The sequence below is a fragment of the Pantoea sp. 1B4 genome (assembly GCF_016925765.1).
GTDB lineage: Bacteria > Pseudomonadota > Gammaproteobacteria > Enterobacterales > Enterobacteriaceae > Pantoea > Pantoea agglomerans.
In genome coordinates, this window is sequence record NZ_JAEUWZ010000001.1 from 3,727,954 (window position 1) to 3,744,962 (window position 17,009).

Annotated in this window: 13 protein-coding genes and 1 pseudogene; 8 read left to right on the forward strand and 6 right to left on the reverse strand. The window is 55.5% G+C overall.

Annotation, left to right across the window (positions count from 1 at the left end; all coding sequences use genetic code 11):
* Positions 1-91 precede the first annotated feature (91 nt).
* Both iolB and JNO11_RS17950 read right to left on the reverse strand, forming a co-directional pair.
* A complete protein-coding gene (gene iolB, locus JNO11_RS17945) occupies positions 92-910 on the reverse strand; it encodes a 5-deoxy-glucuronate isomerase (protein ID WP_122457548.1) in 819 nt (272 codons plus the stop codon).
* 119 nt (positions 911-1,029) lie between these two features.
* Positions 1,030-2,535: a CoA-acylating methylmalonate-semialdehyde dehydrogenase gene (locus JNO11_RS17950; protein WP_010671520.1), complete on the reverse strand. Its 1,506-nt coding sequence runs from the start codon at positions 2,533-2,535 to the stop codon at positions 1,030-1,032.
* A 422-nt stretch (positions 2,536-2,957) separates the two neighbouring features.
* On the opposite strand from JNO11_RS17950, the gene JNO11_RS17955 reads away from it, so the two are divergent.
* Complete coding sequence (locus JNO11_RS17955; RefSeq protein ID WP_033773072.1) at positions 2,958-3,773, forward strand: TIM barrel protein; 816 nt, start codon at positions 2,958-2,960, stop codon at positions 3,771-3,773.
* Between the two features lie 84 nt (positions 3,774-3,857).
* On the opposite strand, the gene JNO11_RS17960 is transcribed toward JNO11_RS17955, so the two are convergent.
* Positions 3,858-5,081, reverse strand: a complete 1,224-nt coding sequence (locus tag JNO11_RS17960; protein WP_325177552.1) for an MFS transporter — start codon at positions 5,079-5,081, stop codon at positions 3,858-3,860.
* A 300-nt stretch (positions 5,082-5,381) separates the two neighbouring features.
* Between JNO11_RS17960 and JNO11_RS17965 the strand changes: the two genes are divergently transcribed.
* Complete coding sequence (locus JNO11_RS17965; RefSeq protein ID WP_010253354.1) at positions 5,382-6,437, forward strand: AI-2E family transporter; 1,056 nt, start codon at positions 5,382-5,384, stop codon at positions 6,435-6,437.
* Here the strand turns inward: JNO11_RS17965 and JNO11_RS17970 are convergent.
* Positions 6,426-7,109, reverse strand: coding sequence for a FadR/GntR family transcriptional regulator (locus tag JNO11_RS17970; protein WP_010253357.1), 684 nt, complete (start codon positions 7,107-7,109; stop codon positions 6,426-6,428). The genes JNO11_RS17965 and JNO11_RS17970 overlap by 12 nt on opposite strands.
* Before the next feature lie 149 nt (positions 7,110-7,258).
* Here JNO11_RS17970 and uxuA point away from each other — a divergent pair, with 149 nt between their 5' ends.
* From uxuA to JNO11_RS17995, 5 genes are all read left to right on the forward strand, one after another.
* A complete protein-coding gene (gene uxuA, locus JNO11_RS17975; protein ID WP_010253360.1) occupies positions 7,259-8,443 on the forward strand; it encodes a mannonate dehydratase in 1,185 nt (394 codons plus the stop codon).
* Positions 8,444-8,730: 287 nt separating this feature from the next.
* Positions 8,731-10,338: an EAL domain-containing protein gene (locus JNO11_RS17980; RefSeq protein WP_159227129.1), complete on the forward strand. Its 1,608-nt coding sequence runs from the start codon at positions 8,731-8,733 to the stop codon at positions 10,336-10,338.
* Between the two features lie 423 nt (positions 10,339-10,761).
* Positions 10,762-12,267: a glycine betaine/L-proline transporter ProP gene (gene proP, locus JNO11_RS17985; protein WP_010253365.1), complete on the forward strand. Its 1,506-nt coding sequence runs from the start codon at positions 10,762-10,764 to the stop codon at positions 12,265-12,267.
* A gap of 127 nt (positions 12,268-12,394) precedes the next feature.
* The gene (hemB, locus tag JNO11_RS17990) at positions 12,395-13,372 is read left to right on the forward strand and encodes a porphobilinogen synthase (protein ID WP_010671515.1); all 978 of its coding nucleotides are present in this window, start codon (positions 12,395-12,397) and stop codon (positions 13,370-13,372) included.
* 103 nt (positions 13,373-13,475) lie between these two features.
* Positions 13,476-14,444, forward strand: coding sequence for a sensor domain-containing diguanylate cyclase (locus tag JNO11_RS17995; protein ID WP_061704369.1), 969 nt, complete (start codon positions 13,476-13,478; stop codon positions 14,442-14,444).
* 26 nt (positions 14,445-14,470) lie between these two features.
* Here the strand turns inward: JNO11_RS17995 and JNO11_RS18000 are convergent, their stop codons facing one another.
* Complete coding sequence (locus tag JNO11_RS18000; RefSeq protein ID WP_010253371.1) at positions 14,471-15,493, reverse strand: alpha/beta hydrolase; 1,023 nt, start codon at positions 15,491-15,493, stop codon at positions 14,471-14,473.
* Between the two features lie 348 nt (positions 15,494-15,841).
* On the opposite strand from JNO11_RS18000, the gene JNO11_RS18005 reads away from it, so the two are divergent.
* Positions 15,842-16,342 (forward strand): helix-turn-helix domain-containing protein, encoded by a 501-nt coding sequence (locus tag JNO11_RS18005; RefSeq protein WP_033759080.1) that lies wholly within the window; start codon positions 15,842-15,844, stop codon positions 16,340-16,342.
* On the opposite strand, the pseudogene JNO11_RS18010 reads toward JNO11_RS18005, so the two are convergent.
* Positions 16,343-17,003: pseudogene (locus tag JNO11_RS18010) on the reverse strand (epoxyqueuosine reductase QueH).
* Positions 17,004-17,009: the final 6 nt, after the last annotated feature.

Below are 17,009 nucleotides of genomic sequence, written 5' to 3' on the forward strand. Positions count from 1 at the left end.
CAAAAAAAGGGCAGCGCGACAGGCTGCCCTTTTTTTACTGATATGAATGCGGGTTATAAACCGTGATTGCTGTTTATTTTTCAGCGATGACTTACGCTTTCCGCGGATAGCTGTCGCTGTTCACCCAGGCGTGATCTTTCTCCCAGGTAAATTTCCACAGCCGCACCGGCCCCGCCATCACGTTCAGATAGTAGTTATTGTATCCCGCCAGCGTCGCTACCGGATGATAGCCGCGCGGTACCATCACCACGTCGCGATTATAGGGTGCCATACAGACATCCAGGGAACGGTCGTCGGTGTAGACGCGCTGCATGGCAAAGCCAGGTTCCGGATCGAAACGGTGATAGTAGGTCTCTTCCAGGTAGGTTTCGTTTTCACTCTCCTCCTGGTCGTGCTTGTGGCTGGGATAAGAGCTGGTATCGCCCTCGTTGGTATAGACTTCCACCACCAGCAGGCTATCAGCCGGCTCATTGTCAGGCAGGATATTGTGAACCAGGCGCTGGTTGCGCCCTTTTCCGCGATGCTCAACACCAACATCGGCTGGTGCAATCAGGCGCGCAAGCAGATTCCCCTGACCGGGCGCATTACAGACCGCCAGCTCAAGATCGCTGTCAGCGTAAACCTCTACTTCATCATCATGCGGCACATAAACGGAATAAGGCGGTACGCGCTCAAAAGGCGACATGCGCTGACCGATACCGGGAAAATCAGCATGGCGGGTTTTTACGGAGGCCAGCCCGGCCACCAGCACCAGACACAGCTCTTTGTCACCACTGCTGAGACGCAGGGTTTCCCCTTTCTTCAGCAAATAGGCATCAAATCCCACATAACGCCAGCCGGCGCGCTCAGGCGTCACATGCTGAATACGACCCTGCGCGTCAGGGGCTTGTGCTTTCGACAGTAAAGACATCCTGATACTCCTCTCTGTCACGATTGACGCTGCGGTGGGCTCGCGGGCGCGGTGCCAGCGAACAAAGCGACCGGCAGATTATCCTGCCGGTCGCGCACCGGGATCAGCGTTGAAATGAATCAGCCTAAGGTTGGCATACTGAATTCAGACACAGTCTGCTGACCGGATGGCCAGCGTACGGTGGCCGTTTTCATGCGGGTATAGAAACGCACGCCATCCGGCCCATGGACATTGAGCGCGCCAAACACTGAACGTTTCCAGCCGCCGAAGCTGTGGAATGCCATCGGTACCGGAACCGGCACGTTGACACCGACCATACCTGCTTCAACGTTCTGCACAAACTCACGTGCGGTGTGACCGTTGCTGGTGAAAATCGCGCTGCCGTTGCCGAATTCATGGCTGTTAACCAGTTGCAGCGCACTGTCGTAGTCCGGCGCGCGCATGATGCTCAGCACCGGCCCGAAAATCTCTTCACGCCAGATCACCATCTCAGAGGTGACATGATCAAACAGCGTGCCGCCGACGTAGTAACCTTCGGCGTGACCTGCAACCTGCACGTTACGACCATCGACCACCAGCTTCGCGCCTTCCTGCTCGCCTTTGTCGATGTAGCCCAGCACTTTCTTCTGGTGCGCCGCCGAAACGACCGGTCCCATCTCATTTTCATCAGCGCCCTGATTAATGCCAGGGCCGATACGCAGCGCGTTCACCAGCGGAGTCAGACGGGCGATCAACTTGTCGGCGGTATCATCGCCCACGGCGACCACAACTGGCAGCGCCATGCAGCGTTCACCAGCAGAGCCAAACGCACCACCCATAATGGCGTTGACGGTGGCATCCAGGTCGGCATCCGGCATAACGATAGCGTGGTTTTTCGCCGCGCCAAACGCCTGTACCCGCTTGCCGTGGGCGCTGGCGGTTTTATAGATATGCTCAGCCACGCCAGAAGAACCGACGAAGCTCACCGCGGCAATACGCGGATCTTTATAGAGCTGCTCAGCATCTTCATTGGAACTGTGCACCACGTTGAATACGCCATCGGGCAGGCCCGCTTCGGTCAGCAGTTCAGCCATACGCACTGCCGCGGAAGGATCCAGAGCCGGTGGCTTCAGCACAAAGGTGTTACCGCAGGCCAGGGCTATCGGGAACATCCACAGCGGTACCATCGCCGGGAAGTTAAACGGCGTAATGCCCGCCACGACGCCGACCGGTTGCATCAGCGAGTAGCTGTCAACGCCGCTACCGACGTTCGGGGAATATTCGCCTTTGAGCAGATGGGGGATCCCGCAGGCAAACTCAATCACTTCGATGCCACGCGTCAGTTCACCCAGCGCATCAGACCAGACTTTGCCGTGCTCAGAGACAATCAGCGCCGCCAGCTCATCACGGTGCTTCTCCATAAGGGCTTTAAAGTTGAACAGAACGCGGGCGCGACGCAGCGGCGAGGTTTTCGACCAGGCAGCAAAAGCGTCATGCGCGACACCAATCGCCTGGGCCACTTCATCAGCGGTACTTTGCGTCAGTTCACGTACCACTTTGCCGGTTGCCGGATCGTAAACAGGAATAGTTTCGTTGCTGGCGCTGAAAGTGGTTTTACCGCCAATAAAGTTACCTATGATTGTCATGATGTTGCCTCTTTAGATGGTTAAGTTCCCTGCAGACGGACCATGCGACCTGCCACACTGCCTGACCAGGCAAACCTGAAAGCGTGCTATGAAGCTATTACAGTGGAACAAATTTTTCAAATGGTTCTTTTTTGGAAAATTTGATTTTAGCGGCACAGATCGCATTTTTCCCGCTACTTAGTCTCTCGCGGCATCACGATGACGGGAGGCCACTAATAGCTGCCAGCCTTAGCGTAGCAGGGTAATAGCCGGGGAGTGGTTTGGGCGTTTTACTGCGAAGTCGATCCAGCCTTTATGCATCGGGCTGAAACGGAATATGAAATTAATGCGAGGCTGATCTAATAATTTGCGTTTCATTATTCACTATTAATGAAATAAATGTTCTCTTTGGTCGCATCATCCTCCTGTCCCGGAGTCAGCGCATGGCCATCGATCCAACCCGTTTCTGTATCAACCGCAAAATTGCGCCCCGGCTCTCGCTGGAGGCATTTTTTCAGCTGGTTCAGCGTCTGGGGCTGAGCAAGGTTGAACTGCGTAATGACATGCCGGGCGGCAGCGTCACTGACGATCTCAGCACCGATCAGCTGCGCGCTCTGACCGACAGGTATCATATTGATATCATCACCATTAATGCGCTCTATCCGTTTAACCGCATTGATGACGCGCTACTGGCCCGGGCCGAAGCACTGTTACAGACAGCACAACAGATTGGTGCAAAGGCGCTGGTCATGTGTCCGCTGAATGAGGGAATTGCCGTGTCACCTCAGCAAACCCAGGCGGCGATGCAGCAGCTGGCCCCGCGCTTTGCCCACTATGGCATTCAGGGTCTGGTGGAGCCACTGGGTTTTCCGGTCAGCTCGCTGCGTTCGGCGGTACAAGCGCAGCAATTGATCGCCGCGACGGACGTGCCCTTTAAGTTATTGCTGGATACCTTTCACCATCATCTCTATGAGCAGGCTGAGCAGGAGTTTCCAGCCGGCATTGATGTTAACCAGATCGGTCTGGTGCACCTTTCGGGCGTGGAAGATCGCCGTCCGACCGCCGAACTGACCGATGAAGAACGCATCATGTTGAGTGATAACGATGTACTGAAGAGCGTGGTGCAGGTGAAGCGGCTGGAGATGCTTGGCTATAAGGGCGTTTATGCCTTTGAGCCTTTCTCCAGTCAGCTCAGCAACTGGACCCCTGCGGAGGTTGAACGCCAGATCCGCAACAGTATTGAACTGCTGCAAGCCTGAATCCTGTTCTGCGCTTTGCGCGCACCATTAATCGGTTTATCTGTGTCTGAAAAGACGTTCTGGCCCGCTGCTGGGCCATTTTTTTTATCCTGAAGAATCGTCTGCTGCCGGCAACACCGCCTGACGCCGCTGCATGCGCAGCGTGCAGAAAAAAGCGACGCAGACCAGCAGCGCCGTGAGCAGGTAGACGCGTGAGACACCCGCATAAGTCATGATGAATCCGGCAAGTGGCCCGGTTATCCCCAGCGACAGATCCATAAAGGCGGTGTAGGTCGCCAGCGCGCTGCCCTGATTCTGCTGCGGCACCACTTTTACCGCCACCACGCCCAGCGCCGGGAATACCAGCGAGAACCCGGCACCGGTCAGAAATGCGCCTGCTTTTGCCATCCAGGGATCACCCGCTGCGGCCACCAGAAACAGTCCGGCGGCTTCAACCGCCAGGCAGATGCTGGCGACCCGCAGACCGCCGTGGCGGTTAATCGCATTCGGGAACAGCAGGCGCGCGCCGACGAAAGCGCCGCTGAACAGGGAGAGCGCAAAGGCGGCCCCTTCCCAGCCTTTATCCTGATAGAACAGGGTAATAAAGGTGGCGATGACGCCGAAACCCGCCGAACCCATCGCCAGAATCGCACCAAAACCGGCGATTTTCCCCAGCACCGCACGAAACGGCAGGGGTCTGGCCCGGCTGGCTTTTACGGCCGGACGCGGCACCGCGCAGATGATGCCTACCACGCAGATAGCAACAATGACCAGCGACAGCCACAGCAGGCCACCCGCCCGGAATATCACCACGCCGAGCGGCGCGCCAATCGCCATCGCGCCATAAGTGACGATGCCGTTCCAGGAGATAACCCGGCCAATGTGCAGCGAACCCACCCGCGCCACCCCCCACAACGAGGTGCCGGTGCCGGTAAAACTCTGGCCCACGCCCAGAATCAAGCGGCCCACGCAGAGCAGCGTCAGGCTTAACAGCGGTGATTCGATGAGCGCCGCTAGCAAAATACATAACCCGCTGATCAGACAGCCCACCAGTCCGGTCACCACCACTTTCTTTGGCCCCCAGAGATCGGCGTAGCGTCCGGCGTGTGGGCGGCTCAGCAGCGTCGCCACATATTGCAGGCTGATCACCAGGCCCGCCCAGAATGCGCTGAAGCCCAGCTGGTCATGCACCCATCCTGGCAATACCGCCAGCGGCAGACCGATAGTGAGATAGCTGGCAAAGTTGTAGGCCACGATAGAGAGGATCAGCAGAGAGATGTGCAGGTTTCCGGATGGGATGTTCGGTTCCGCGGCAGGCTGTTCAGGCATGAGTCCTCGCGCTCGTATTTGGCTGAATGATAAGGTTTATCCTTTAACTATACCCGCTTTCGCCACTGGCGCATCTTAATGACACGGCTATCGGGCGGCTGCCCCTGCCCGGACGTGCAGCAGAAAGCCGGGTAAAAACCGGAACAATGGGGAGTTGCTGCTATGCCGCGATAGCTGAGTGCTGTGGCGCTGATTACATCACCCACCTGCCACCGCGCTTTACCGTTTCTCTGATAAATCAGATTGTTAATTTTGTTTCAGCTACACTTTCAACAGCCAAATTACGTTATGAGAGAGAGAATGAGCGAGCTGCAACGGGAAAAGATCGGGCAAAATATTCTGATAAAACTGGCGATGCTGGTCATTATCCTCGCCGGGGTTCGGGCAGCGTCCGATATTCTGGTTCCGCTGCTGCTGGCGGCGTTCTTTGCCATTGTGCTGAATCCGCTGGTGACGATGCTGATGCGGCGTGGCTTCCGCCGTGGACTGGCGATTGGACTGGTGATCACGGTGATCTTCTGTGCTCTCGTGCTGCTGGGTGCCATTATTGCCAGCTCAATGAGCGAGTTTTCCGATCTCTATCCGCAACTGCGCGCCACCATGGAGCAGAAAATGACGGTGCTGCAACATCTGGCGGCGGGCTTTCATCTTAATATTTCAACCGATGCGCTGGTACAGCGTTTCGATCCTAATACCATGATGAACCTGGCTACCGTGGCACTGAGCGGCTTTTCCGGCGCGATGACCAATACCGTGCTGCTGGTGCTGACCGTGGTCTTTATGCTGTTTGAGGTCCATCACCTGCCCTATAAAATGCGCAACGCGCTGGTGAATCCGAAAATCCGCATCGCCGGATTGCATAAAGCGCTGAAAGGCGTCACGCACTATCTGGCGCTGAAAACCCTGGTGAGTCTGATAACCGGCATCGCGGTCTGGCTGAGTCTCTATCTGCTGGATGTGAAGTTTGCGCTGTTATGGGGTGTCGTAGCGTTTATCCTCAACTTTATTCCCAATATCGGCCCGATTATCGCCGGTATCCCGCCCTTCCTGCAGGCGTTGTTACTGAACAGCCTGTTTGATGCCGCGATGGTGGCGGCGCTGTTTACCGCGATTCATATGGTGTTTGGCAATATGCTGGAGCCGCGCCTGATGGGGCGCGGTCTTGGCTTATCGACACTGGTGGTGTTTCTGTCGCTGGTGTTCTGGGGCTGGCTGCTCGGTCCGGTCGGCATGCTGCTCTCGGTGCCGCTCACCAGCATTACTAAAATTCTGATGGAAACCACGCCAGGCGGCAGCCGTCTGGCGATTATGCTGGGCACCGGACGACCTAAGCGGGCGCGGGCATTAACCAAGTAGCCGCTGCTGCACGTGCTGGAGATGGCTCTCCATCGCCTGACGGGCTGCTGCTTCATCGCCCGCCACAATCGCATTGGCGATCTGCTGATGGTCAGCGTTCATCTCCTGCGCGAAGCTGTTATCGGCATAATGGCGCTCCAGTCGCTGCACATGCGGGCTGTGGCGCCGGTTCCATAACTGCTCCAGCAGGTCGCGTAATACATCATTGCCGCTCATCTCACTGATCAGCAGATGGAAGCGCTTGTCCTGCTCCAGAAAGGCCGCGTCGTTTTCATTGTACTGCTGCAGTTCAGCGGTCAGCGCCAGCAGTGCCGCCCGCTGAACGGTGGTGCCGTTACGTGCGGCAAATCCCGCCAGCATCCCCTCAAAAGCTTCACGCGCCTGCAACAGATCCTGCAGACTGCAGGTTTCGCTCTCCTGCGGAACCGCGGCCTGCGGCAGCGGCTGGGCGACGTAAACGCCGTTGCCAGTGCGGATATCGACCCAGCCGGTCATCTCCAGCGCAATCAATGCTTCACGCACTGATGAACGACTGACACCCAGCTGTTTTGCCAGCTCACGCTCCGGTGGCAGCAACCCTCCTGCCACAAAGTCACCGCGCGTGATACCGGCCATGATGACGTTGGCGATCTGACGGTACAGGCGCTCGGTTTTTATTACTGGCAGCGTCATCACCCTCTCCTCTGATTGCACGTAAAAGCGATCTCTTCACCGATGCAGTTTGTCATGCTGCGATCCGGATCACGGCCCTGTTTTGTCCACTATCATACTCTTGGCCCAGCGGCCTGACCACTGGGCCACATCACAGTTGAGGAGTAAAAATGGAACATACATGGCGATGGTACGGCCCCAACGACCCGGTCTCACTGGATGATGCGCGTCAGGCGGGCGCGACCGGCATTGTGACGGCGCTGCACCATATCCCTAACGGCGAGGTGTGGCCGGTTGAGGAGATTAAAGCGCGTCAGGCACTGCTGGCGGAAAAAGGTCTGGTCTGGTCGGTGGTGGAGAGTATCCCGGTCCATGAGGCGATTAAAACCCAGCGTGGTGACTACCTTCGTTATATCGCCAATTATCAGCAGTCGATACGCAATCTGGCCGCCTGCGGCATTGATACCGTCTGCTACAACTTCATGCCGGTGCTGGACTGGACGCGAACCGACCTCGCCTGGACGCTGCCGGATGGCGCAAAAGCGCTGCGCTTCGACGCCGACGCTTTCGCGGCCTTCGAGCTTTATCTGTTGCAGCGTCCGGGGGCCGAGCAGGATTACAGCGCTGCCGAGCAGCAGGCCGCCGCTCAGCGCTTTGCCGCCATGAGCGCAGAAGAGAAAAGCACCCTGGTGCGCAATATTATCGCCGGTCTGCCTGGCGCCGAAGAGGGTTACACCCTGGAGCAGTTTCAGGCGCAGCTGACGCAGTATGACGGCATCGACAAAGCGAAACTGCGCGAGCATATGGCGACCTTCCTGCGCGCCATTGTGCCGGTTGCGGAGGAAACGGGCGTTAAACTGGCGGTGCATCCGGATGACCCACCACGTCCTATTCTGGGCCTGCCACGCATTATTTCTACCCAGGAAGATATGCAGTGGCTGAAAGAAACCGTGGACAGTCTGCACAACGGTTTCTGTTTCTGTACCGGCTCCTATGGCGTGCGTGCCGACAATGCGCTGGTTGAGATGGCGGAAACCTATGCCGACCGCATTAACTTTATCCATCTGCGCGCCACGAAACGCGAGGCAAACCCGGCCAGCTTCCATGAAGCGGCGCATCTGGCGGGCGACGTCGATATGGTCGGCGTGATCAAGGTTATTCTGGCGGAAGAGCAGCGCCGCCGTCGGGCGGGCAACCTGCGGGCGATTCCCATGCGTCCCGATCACGGCCATCAGATGCTGGACGACCTGCATAAGCGCACCAATCCCGGTTATTCCGCCATTGGCCGCCTGAAAGGCCTTGCCGAACTGCGCGGCGTTGAAGTAGCGCTGAAACAGATCTATTTTGCCGATTAAGTAAAACGTCCTGCCCTGCGCCCGCCCTGTGACGGGCCAGGGTCTCTCCTGGCCACTGCGGCGGATCGGCCTTTTACCCTGCCTGCCTCCCGTTTTCACCTGATTGTTTTGCTGCATCGCAACGAAAACCAAACAACCTGTCAAAAAATGCAATGTCTGGTCGATAATTGACCTTAGTCAGTTCTCCTGATCGCAAAAACGCTAATCTGCACCGCCCGGAGAGATGCTATGCTGCGCCACTGATCAGCACCTCCGCATAACACCAATAATACTCAGAGGATTCAGCGGTGCCGCTACTGAAACGAAAACGCGACTACGCCAGGCTGGTGATTATTATTTCCGGCGTGCTGCCTCTGATTATTGGCATTTTTTTCACCGCCCTGGATGCGCGCCACACCGTGTATCAGCAGCAGGTCACCGCGGCGAATACGCTGTTATCTCAGGCTGAAAGAATGAGCGACAGCGCCTGGGATATGATTACCGTGCTGCGCCAGTTTCATCATCAGCCCTGCAGCCAGATTGAAAACCAGTTGCAGCGCATTGGCTCGCTCAACCCCTATTTTCGCGCGATCGGTAAAATGGAGCAGGATCACATCGCCTGCTCGTCGGTGTATGGTTCACGCCCAGGCCTGCTGAAAGAGATGATCATGCGCGACGCGCCGGTTACCGGAAAAGCCTGGTGGAGTCTGTCCATTGCCGGGACATCGGGCGTACCGAATCGTCCGGCCGTGATTTTTATGCGCGATCTGCCCGATGGCGAGGGATTCTGGGCAGTGATTGATGGCCAGTATCTGATCGATTTTATGCGCGCGATCAGCAGCAGCCATCTCTATCATTTCAGCATGACGTTCAGCGGCGGCGCGCCGATCTCGTTTGGCGATCCACACATCGCCGCGTCCAGCTGGTTTGAACCCATGATTTATCAGGCTATCTCCCATCGCTATCCGCTCTCTGTCACCCTCATTGCCTCACCCTCTGAACTGATCTCGGCCTGGCGTCAGGTGATGTTTATCATCATGCCGATGGCCGCTATCTTCTCTATTCTGCTGATGATGCTGATGGCGAACTGGCTGAAACGGCGTATTTCATGGCGCGATGAGATTCGCCGGGCCATCACCAGCGGCCAGTTCAGGGCGCACTATCAGCCGGTCTATGACAACCGGCTGCAACGCTGCAGCGGCGCTGAAGCCCTGCTGCGCTGGACAACGCCCGACGGGAAAGGCGTGCGGCCAGATATTTTTATCGGCGCAGCAGAAGCGGAAGGCATGATTGTGCCGCTGACCCGCCATCTGCTCGATTTAATTGCAGAGGATGTGCAGGCGTGGCAGGTTGAGCCCCATTTCCACCTGGCCATTAACGTGGCGGCGGATCATCTGCAGCATCCTGACTTTGTCGACGATATGCTGCAGTTTGCCGAACGGATCAAAGATAAGCAGTTTTTGATTACCCTGGAGCTGACCGAGCGCAGCCTGATCAAAGATGGCGCTGAGGTGGCACGCAAGCTGGAGCAGTTACGTGGTTGCGGCATGAAGGTCGCGATTGATGATTTTGGTACCGGACACTGTTCGCTGAGCTATTTACAGACCTTCACGATAGATTATCTGAAAATCGATCGCGGCTTTATCAACGCGATTGAATCCCTGGAAGGCAGAACGCCGGTGCTGGACGCCATTATCCAGCTCAGCCATGAGCTTGAGCTGGAAGTGCTGGGAGAAGGCGTTGAGACCGCGTTACAGTTCAGCTATCTGCAACGGCGCGGCGTGGTCTTTATCCAGGGCTATTATTATGCCCGCCCGATGGACAACACGGCGCTGGTTGCCTGGCTGACCGATCGGGGCGAACAGCCGATTGAACGGGAGCTGGCTCTTCAGACCCGGCAGGAACCCGACGTCTGAACCAGAGCAGATGGCAGCTGAACCGCCAGTCGAGCCACATTCACTCATCTTTCTGCTCTCCGCCCTGTGATGCAAAGCGGATAGCCGCTTCCGGTGCCAGCGTGGCCCGTATCTTCCCTTCTTTGCCCCTGATTCGCTGAAAAAAACGGCGGTCGTCACGCTCAGTGATAATTTTTTTGCGGTTGCAAACAGCTCTATTTGTTGTAAAAACAGGCCGGATGTAGCCCAAACATGACAGATATCACACAAAAACGGTATACTCTGTCGCTGTTCGCAATAATCACAACAGTAATTATTGTGTCTGCCGGCGCATAAACAGTGCTTATTTACGGCTATGCTTAAATTTCTCAACGCAGCGGTCTGAACGACTCACACCCGGCTCGCGCCGTTGAGGACTTTCGTGTTCCAATACAGGGTAATTCTATGAAATTGCGTAGGAAGCGTGTAAAACCAATTGGGATCGATGATGTGACTATCATCGATGATACCCGTTTACGTAAAGCCATCACCGCGGCCTCTCTGGGCAACGCGATGGAGTGGTTCGACTTCGGTGTTTACGGCTTTGTGGCCTATGCGCTGGGTAAGGTCTTTTTCCCGGACGTTTCACCAGGCGTTCAGATGATTGCGGCGCTCGCCACTTTCTCTGTTCCTTTCCTGATTCGCCCGCTGGGTGGACTGTTCTTCGGTATGCTGGGCGACAAATATGGTCGTCAGAAAATCCTCTCCATCACCATCATCATCATGTCGGTCAGTACTTTCTGTATCGGCCTGATACCGTCCTACGCCTCCATCGGCATCTGGGCACCTATTCTGCTGCTGTTAGCGAAGATGGCTCAGGGCTTCTCGGTGGGCGGTGAATATACCGGTGCCTCAATCTTTGTGGCCGAATATTCGCCTGACCGTAAACGCGGCTTTATGGGAAGCTGGCTCGACTTTGGTTCGATTGCGGGCTTCGTGCTCGGTGCGGGCCTGGTGGTGCTGATTTCCTCCATTATCGGAGAAGAGAGTTTCCTTGAGTGGGGCTGGCGTCTGCCGTTCTTCGTCGCGCTGCCGCTGGGAATTATCGGTCTTTACCTGCGTCATGCGCTGGAAGAGACCCCGGCATTCCAGCAGCACGTGGACAAACTGGAACAGGGCGACCGCGAAGGCCTGCAGGATGGTCCACAGGTATCGTTTAAAGAGATTGCGACCAAACACTGGCGCAGCCTGCTCTCCTGTGTCGGCCTGGTTATCGCCACTAACGTCACCTACTACATGTTGCTGACGTACATGCCGAGCTACCTGTCACATAACCTGCACTACAGCGAAGACCACGGTGTGATGATTATCATCGCCATCATGATCGGTATGCTGTTTGTCCAGCCTATGATCGGCATGATGAGTGACCGTTTCGGCCGTCGTCCGTTTGTCATCATCGGCAGTATCGCCCTGATGATCTTCGCGATTCCTGCCTTTATGATGATCAACAGTGGCGTACTGGGACTGATTTTTGGTGGTCTGCTGCTGCTGGCGGTAATCCTCAACGCCTTTACTGGCGTGATGGCCTCTTCACTGCCTGCGATGTTCCCAACGCACATCCGCTACAGTGCGCTGGCGAGTGCGTTTAACATCTCGGTACTGGTTGCCGGTCTGACGCCAACGCTGGCCGCCTGGCTGGTAGAAACGACCAATAACCTCTACATGCCAGCCTACTATCTGATGGTGGTGGCAGTGATTGGTCTGATTACCGGTCTGTACATGAAAGAAACTGCCAACAAGCCCCTGAAAGGCGCGACACCGGCGGCTTCTGATATGGAAGAAGCGCGCGAAATCCTGCAGGAACATCACGATAACATCGAGCACAAAATCGAAGATATCGACGAAGAGATCTCCCGTCTGGAAGCGAAACGTAAAAACCTGGTGCAGCAGCATCCGGATATCAACGAGTAATCGTTCTGCTCTCCCGCCGCCCGGCGGGAGAGTTCTTTTCCCCCTCTCTTACCGCACACAAACCTTCATCCCTCGCGGGCAAAGGGAGTAAACTGTTGTCACTTTTTTCACCTGCGTAAGAATGAAAATGTCTGATTATTCCCTTATCCAGCGCCCAAGAAGATTGCGCGCCAGCGCCTCAATGCGTGAAATGTTCCAGGAGTCCTCACTGAGCCTGAACGATCTGGCTCTGCCCATCTTTGTTGAAGAAGAAGTCGACGATTACAAAGCGATTCAGGCGATGCCTGGCGTGATGCGTATTCCGGAAAAACGTCTCGCCTATGAAATTGAGCGCATCGCCAAAGCGGGTATCCGCTCGGTGATGACCTTCGGTATTTCGCACCACACCGATGCCACCGGCAGCGATGCCTGGAACGAGAACGGTCTGGTGGCACGTATGTCCCGCATCTGCAAAGATACCGTGCCAGAAATGATCGTGATGTCTGACACCTGCTTCTGTGAATACACCAGCCACGGCCACTGTGGCGTGTTGTGTGATCACGGCGTCGATAACGATGCAACCCTGGAAAACCTGGGTAAGCAGGCCGTCGTTGCCGCCGCAGCCGGTGCGGATTTCATCGCCCCGTCAGCGGCGATGGATGGTCAGGTTGAGGCGATTCGCCGGGCACTGGACGCGGCGGGCTTCACTCAGACCGCCATCATGTCCTACTCCACCAAATTCGCCTCCTCGTTTTACGGCCCGTTCCGTGAAGCGGCCGGAACGGCGCTGAAAGGCGACCGTAAAACCTACCAGATGAACCCGATGAACCGCCGTGAAGCGATCCGTGAATCGCTGCTCGACGCGGCGCAGGGCGCGGATTCACTGATGGTGAAACCGGCAGGTGCTTATCTGGATATCCTGCGCGATATCCGTGAACGTACCGAATTGCCGCTGGCGGCTTATCAGGTGAGTGGTGAATACGCGATGATCAAGTTTGCCGCTCAGGCTGGTGCCATTGATGAACGCAATGTGGTGCTGGAAAGCCTGGGTGCGATTAAACGCGCCGGTGCAGACCTGATTTTCAGCTATTTCGCCCTTGATCTCGCCGAACAAAAAGTGCTCTGATCCCCTCCTTATAAAGAGCGTGATGGCTATGTCACGCTCTTCTTCTTCGCCGTAAGGCAAACACCAGAACCTGGCTTGAGCTAAAAAAATAAAGGGCTCTGTGATGAAAGCACCTGAAATCGCTGCCGACGAGGCACAACGTTTATCGCAGTTGCGTGCGCTGAACATAATGAACACCCCAGCGGAAGAACGATTTGATCGTTTAACCCGTCTGGCGCGCCGCCTGTATGACGTTCCTATCGCGTTAGTCAGCCTGCTGGAAGCTGACCATCAGTGGTTTAAATCCGCTCAGGGCTATGAACCCGCAGGATCGCCCCGCGACATCTCCTTTTGCGGTCATGCCATCCTACAGGATGAGATCATGATCGTTGAAGATGCCACAGAAGATGAACGTTTTTATGATAATCCGCTGGTTACCGGCGAACCGCACATCCGCTTTTATGCCGGCTGTCCGCTGCGGGCACCGGGCGGCGCTAAAATGGGTACCCTCTGTATCATTGGTCGTGAACCGCGTCAGTTTAATGAAGAGGATCAGGCCACGATGCGCGACCTGGCCGCCATGGCCGAAGCGGAACTGGTCGCCTTTCAGACTGCCACCTGTGATGAACTGACGCAGATCACCAATCGTCGCGGCTTTATGACGCTGGGACAGATGGTGCTGAACGAGTGCCGGCTGAAAAACCGGCCCGCCTGCCTGACCTTTCTCGATCTCGACAAATTTAAGCAGATTAATGACTCGCTGGGCCACCGCGAAGGCGACCGGGCGCTGATGGACTTTGCCGATGCGATGAAAGTGGTGTTCAAGCATTCGGATCTGTTTGCCCGTCTGGGCGGCGATGAGTTTGTGGTGCTGTTTAATGGTCTGCAGCAGCAGCAGAGCGAAGCGCTGCTCCTGCAGTTTGACCGTTATCTGCAACAGCAATCAGTCAGTCTGAACCGCCGTTACCGCCTGCAATTCTCGTCCGGCGTCGTGGAGTTTGACGCGGCGCATCCGCAATCGCTGGAGCAGTTGTTGCACGACAGCGATGAGCAGATGTACCTCAGTAAAAAGCAGAAACGCGTGGCGATCTAAGGTCAGGCGCCGCAGCGCCTGACGGTTCAGGGACGCGCCAGATCGTCGAGCAGCGTCTGGTTAAATTTTGCCGGTTCTTCCATTTGCGGCGCGTGTCCCATACCGGGGAATTCGATTAAGCGCGCCCCCGGAATGCGTTTTGCGACCTCTTTCCCCAGTACCGCGTAATCACCCAGCCGGGCTTTCACCTCTGCCGGGGCGATATCACTGCCGATGGCAGTCGTGTCAGAGGTGCCGATCATCAGCGTGGTGGGCACTTTCAGATCGCCGAATTCATAAAATACGGGCTGAGTGAAGATCATGTCGTAGATTAAGGCGGAGTTCCACGCCACCTTCTGGTGCCCTGGCCCACTGTTGAGTCCGGCCAGCATATCAACCCACTTGTCATATTCGGGTTTCCAGCGACCGACATAGTAGGTCTGCTGCTCATACTTCTTAATGCCCTCTGCGCTGAGTTTGAGTTCGCGCTGATACCACTGATCCACGGATCGCCACGGTGCGCCTTTGGCTTTCCAGTCCTCCAGCCCGATCGGGTTAACCAGCACCAGCTTCTGTGTCTGTTCCGGGTACATCAGCGCATAACGTGTTGCCAGCATCCCGCCAGTGGAGTGACCCATAATCACCGCCTTCTTCACACCCAGCCGGGTGAGCAACTGATGGGTGTTATCTGCCAGCTGCTGAAAACTGTACTGGTAACTGGCTGGTTTGGTCGAGCTGCAGAAGCCAATCTGGTCGGGCGCGATAACGCGATATCCCTGCTGACTGAGTGCGCGAATGGTCTCTTCCCAGGTCGCGCCACAGAAGTTTTTACCGTGCATCAGCACCACGGTTTCGCCGTTGGCCCGTTGCGCCGGTTTCACATCCATATAGCCCATACTCAGCGATTGCTGCTGGGATTTAAAATCAAAATGCTGCAACGGATAGGGGTATTGAAATCCTTCCAGCTGTTCGCCATACACACCAGCGGCACTGGCAGGTGCATGAGCAAATAACGCCAGCGAGGTGAGCAAGGCGGCAAGCGGTTTTTTCAGCGCGTATGTCGGGCTCATCCGGGGGGGTTCTCCAGGTTAAAGGTGAGCCGTAAGCCTGGCATGTCGCAGCCAAAAATCTATTGATGTGCCGTGCTATAGCCGTGATTACAGAGATTCCGGCAAGGTAAACCGTGAGTCTGGCTGCGGACTCACGGCTCGTTTTGATTAACGTCCCGCGGAACCACTTATTCATTCACCTACAATTACCAACAGATTAATCACAATTCATCTTTTTTTATTAATAACACCCCCCTCAAATGAATATCTTCAGAGATAACGATTAAAATCCTGAAAAATCTTTACGCAAAGAATAAGCACATTAAGATAAATATTTTAGAATCTTCTTAAATCAAACAGGGGGGTTCTATGAACGAAAATAAATATAACGAAAGCGTGATCGTCTCTATCACTGAGTGGATTAATAATAATCTGGATCAGCGTTTAAGCGTTGATGATATTGCAGAAAAGGCGGGTTACTCTAAGTGGTATTTACAGAAACTTTTTGCCCGTTATCATAATGAAACCCTGGCGCGATATATTCGTAAGAAAAAGCTTAACGCCAGTGTTCATGATTTAAAAAACAGCCGCACGCCCATCATCAGCCTGGCGCTGAAATACCATTTTGAAAGCCAGCAATCTTTTACCCGATCTTTTAAGCAGATTATGGGTTGCACGCCGAGCGTCTGCCGTAAACGTCTGATGAAGGACGAGGCAAAGCAGCAGCTGGACGACGTTGATGATCCCTGTGCGTTGTGCAGTTACGGTCGGGCGGAAAGCATAAAGCAGAGCTGTGGCGTAACAGTCCGGCCTGTTACGCGCTCAGCGCGTGGATATGCGCCATCAGACGCTTTCCGCGAAATAGGTTAATCAGGATTCATCCGGCTGATAATATTGCACACCAATCTTAATACGCTCACGTCCCTGGGTGACGCGATGACGATTGGTGTCGCGCAGTGAATAGACACAGCCACAATATTCCTGCTGATAGAAACTCTCGCGCTTGCTGATTTCAATCATGCGCGATGACCCACCACCTTTACGCCAGTTAAAATCCCAGTACATCAGATCCGGATACGCCGCCGCTGCGCGGACTCCGCAGCTGTTAATCTGCTTCATATCTTTCCAGCGCGAAATACCCAGGCAACTGGTCATCACCGGAAAGCCGTTCTCATGGGCATAGAGTGCCGTACGTTCAAAGCGCATATCAAAGCACATGGTGCAGCGTTCACCCCGTTCCGGTGACCACTCCAGGCCGCGCGCCCGCTCAAACCAGTTATCCCGGTCATAGTCCGCATCAATAAACGGCACACCAAATTTTTCGGCAAAGCGAATATTCTCCTCTTTACGCAGCTCATACTCTTTGAGCGGATGAATATTCGGGTTGTAGAAATAGATCGTGTATTCAATGCCGGATGCCAGCATCGCTTCCATCACCTCACCCGAGCAGGGTGCGCAACAGGAGTGCAGCAGGACTTTTTTTATGGCCGCCCGGCAGAGGCAGCGGCTGACGCTGGAAAGGTTCAGACATAAGCAC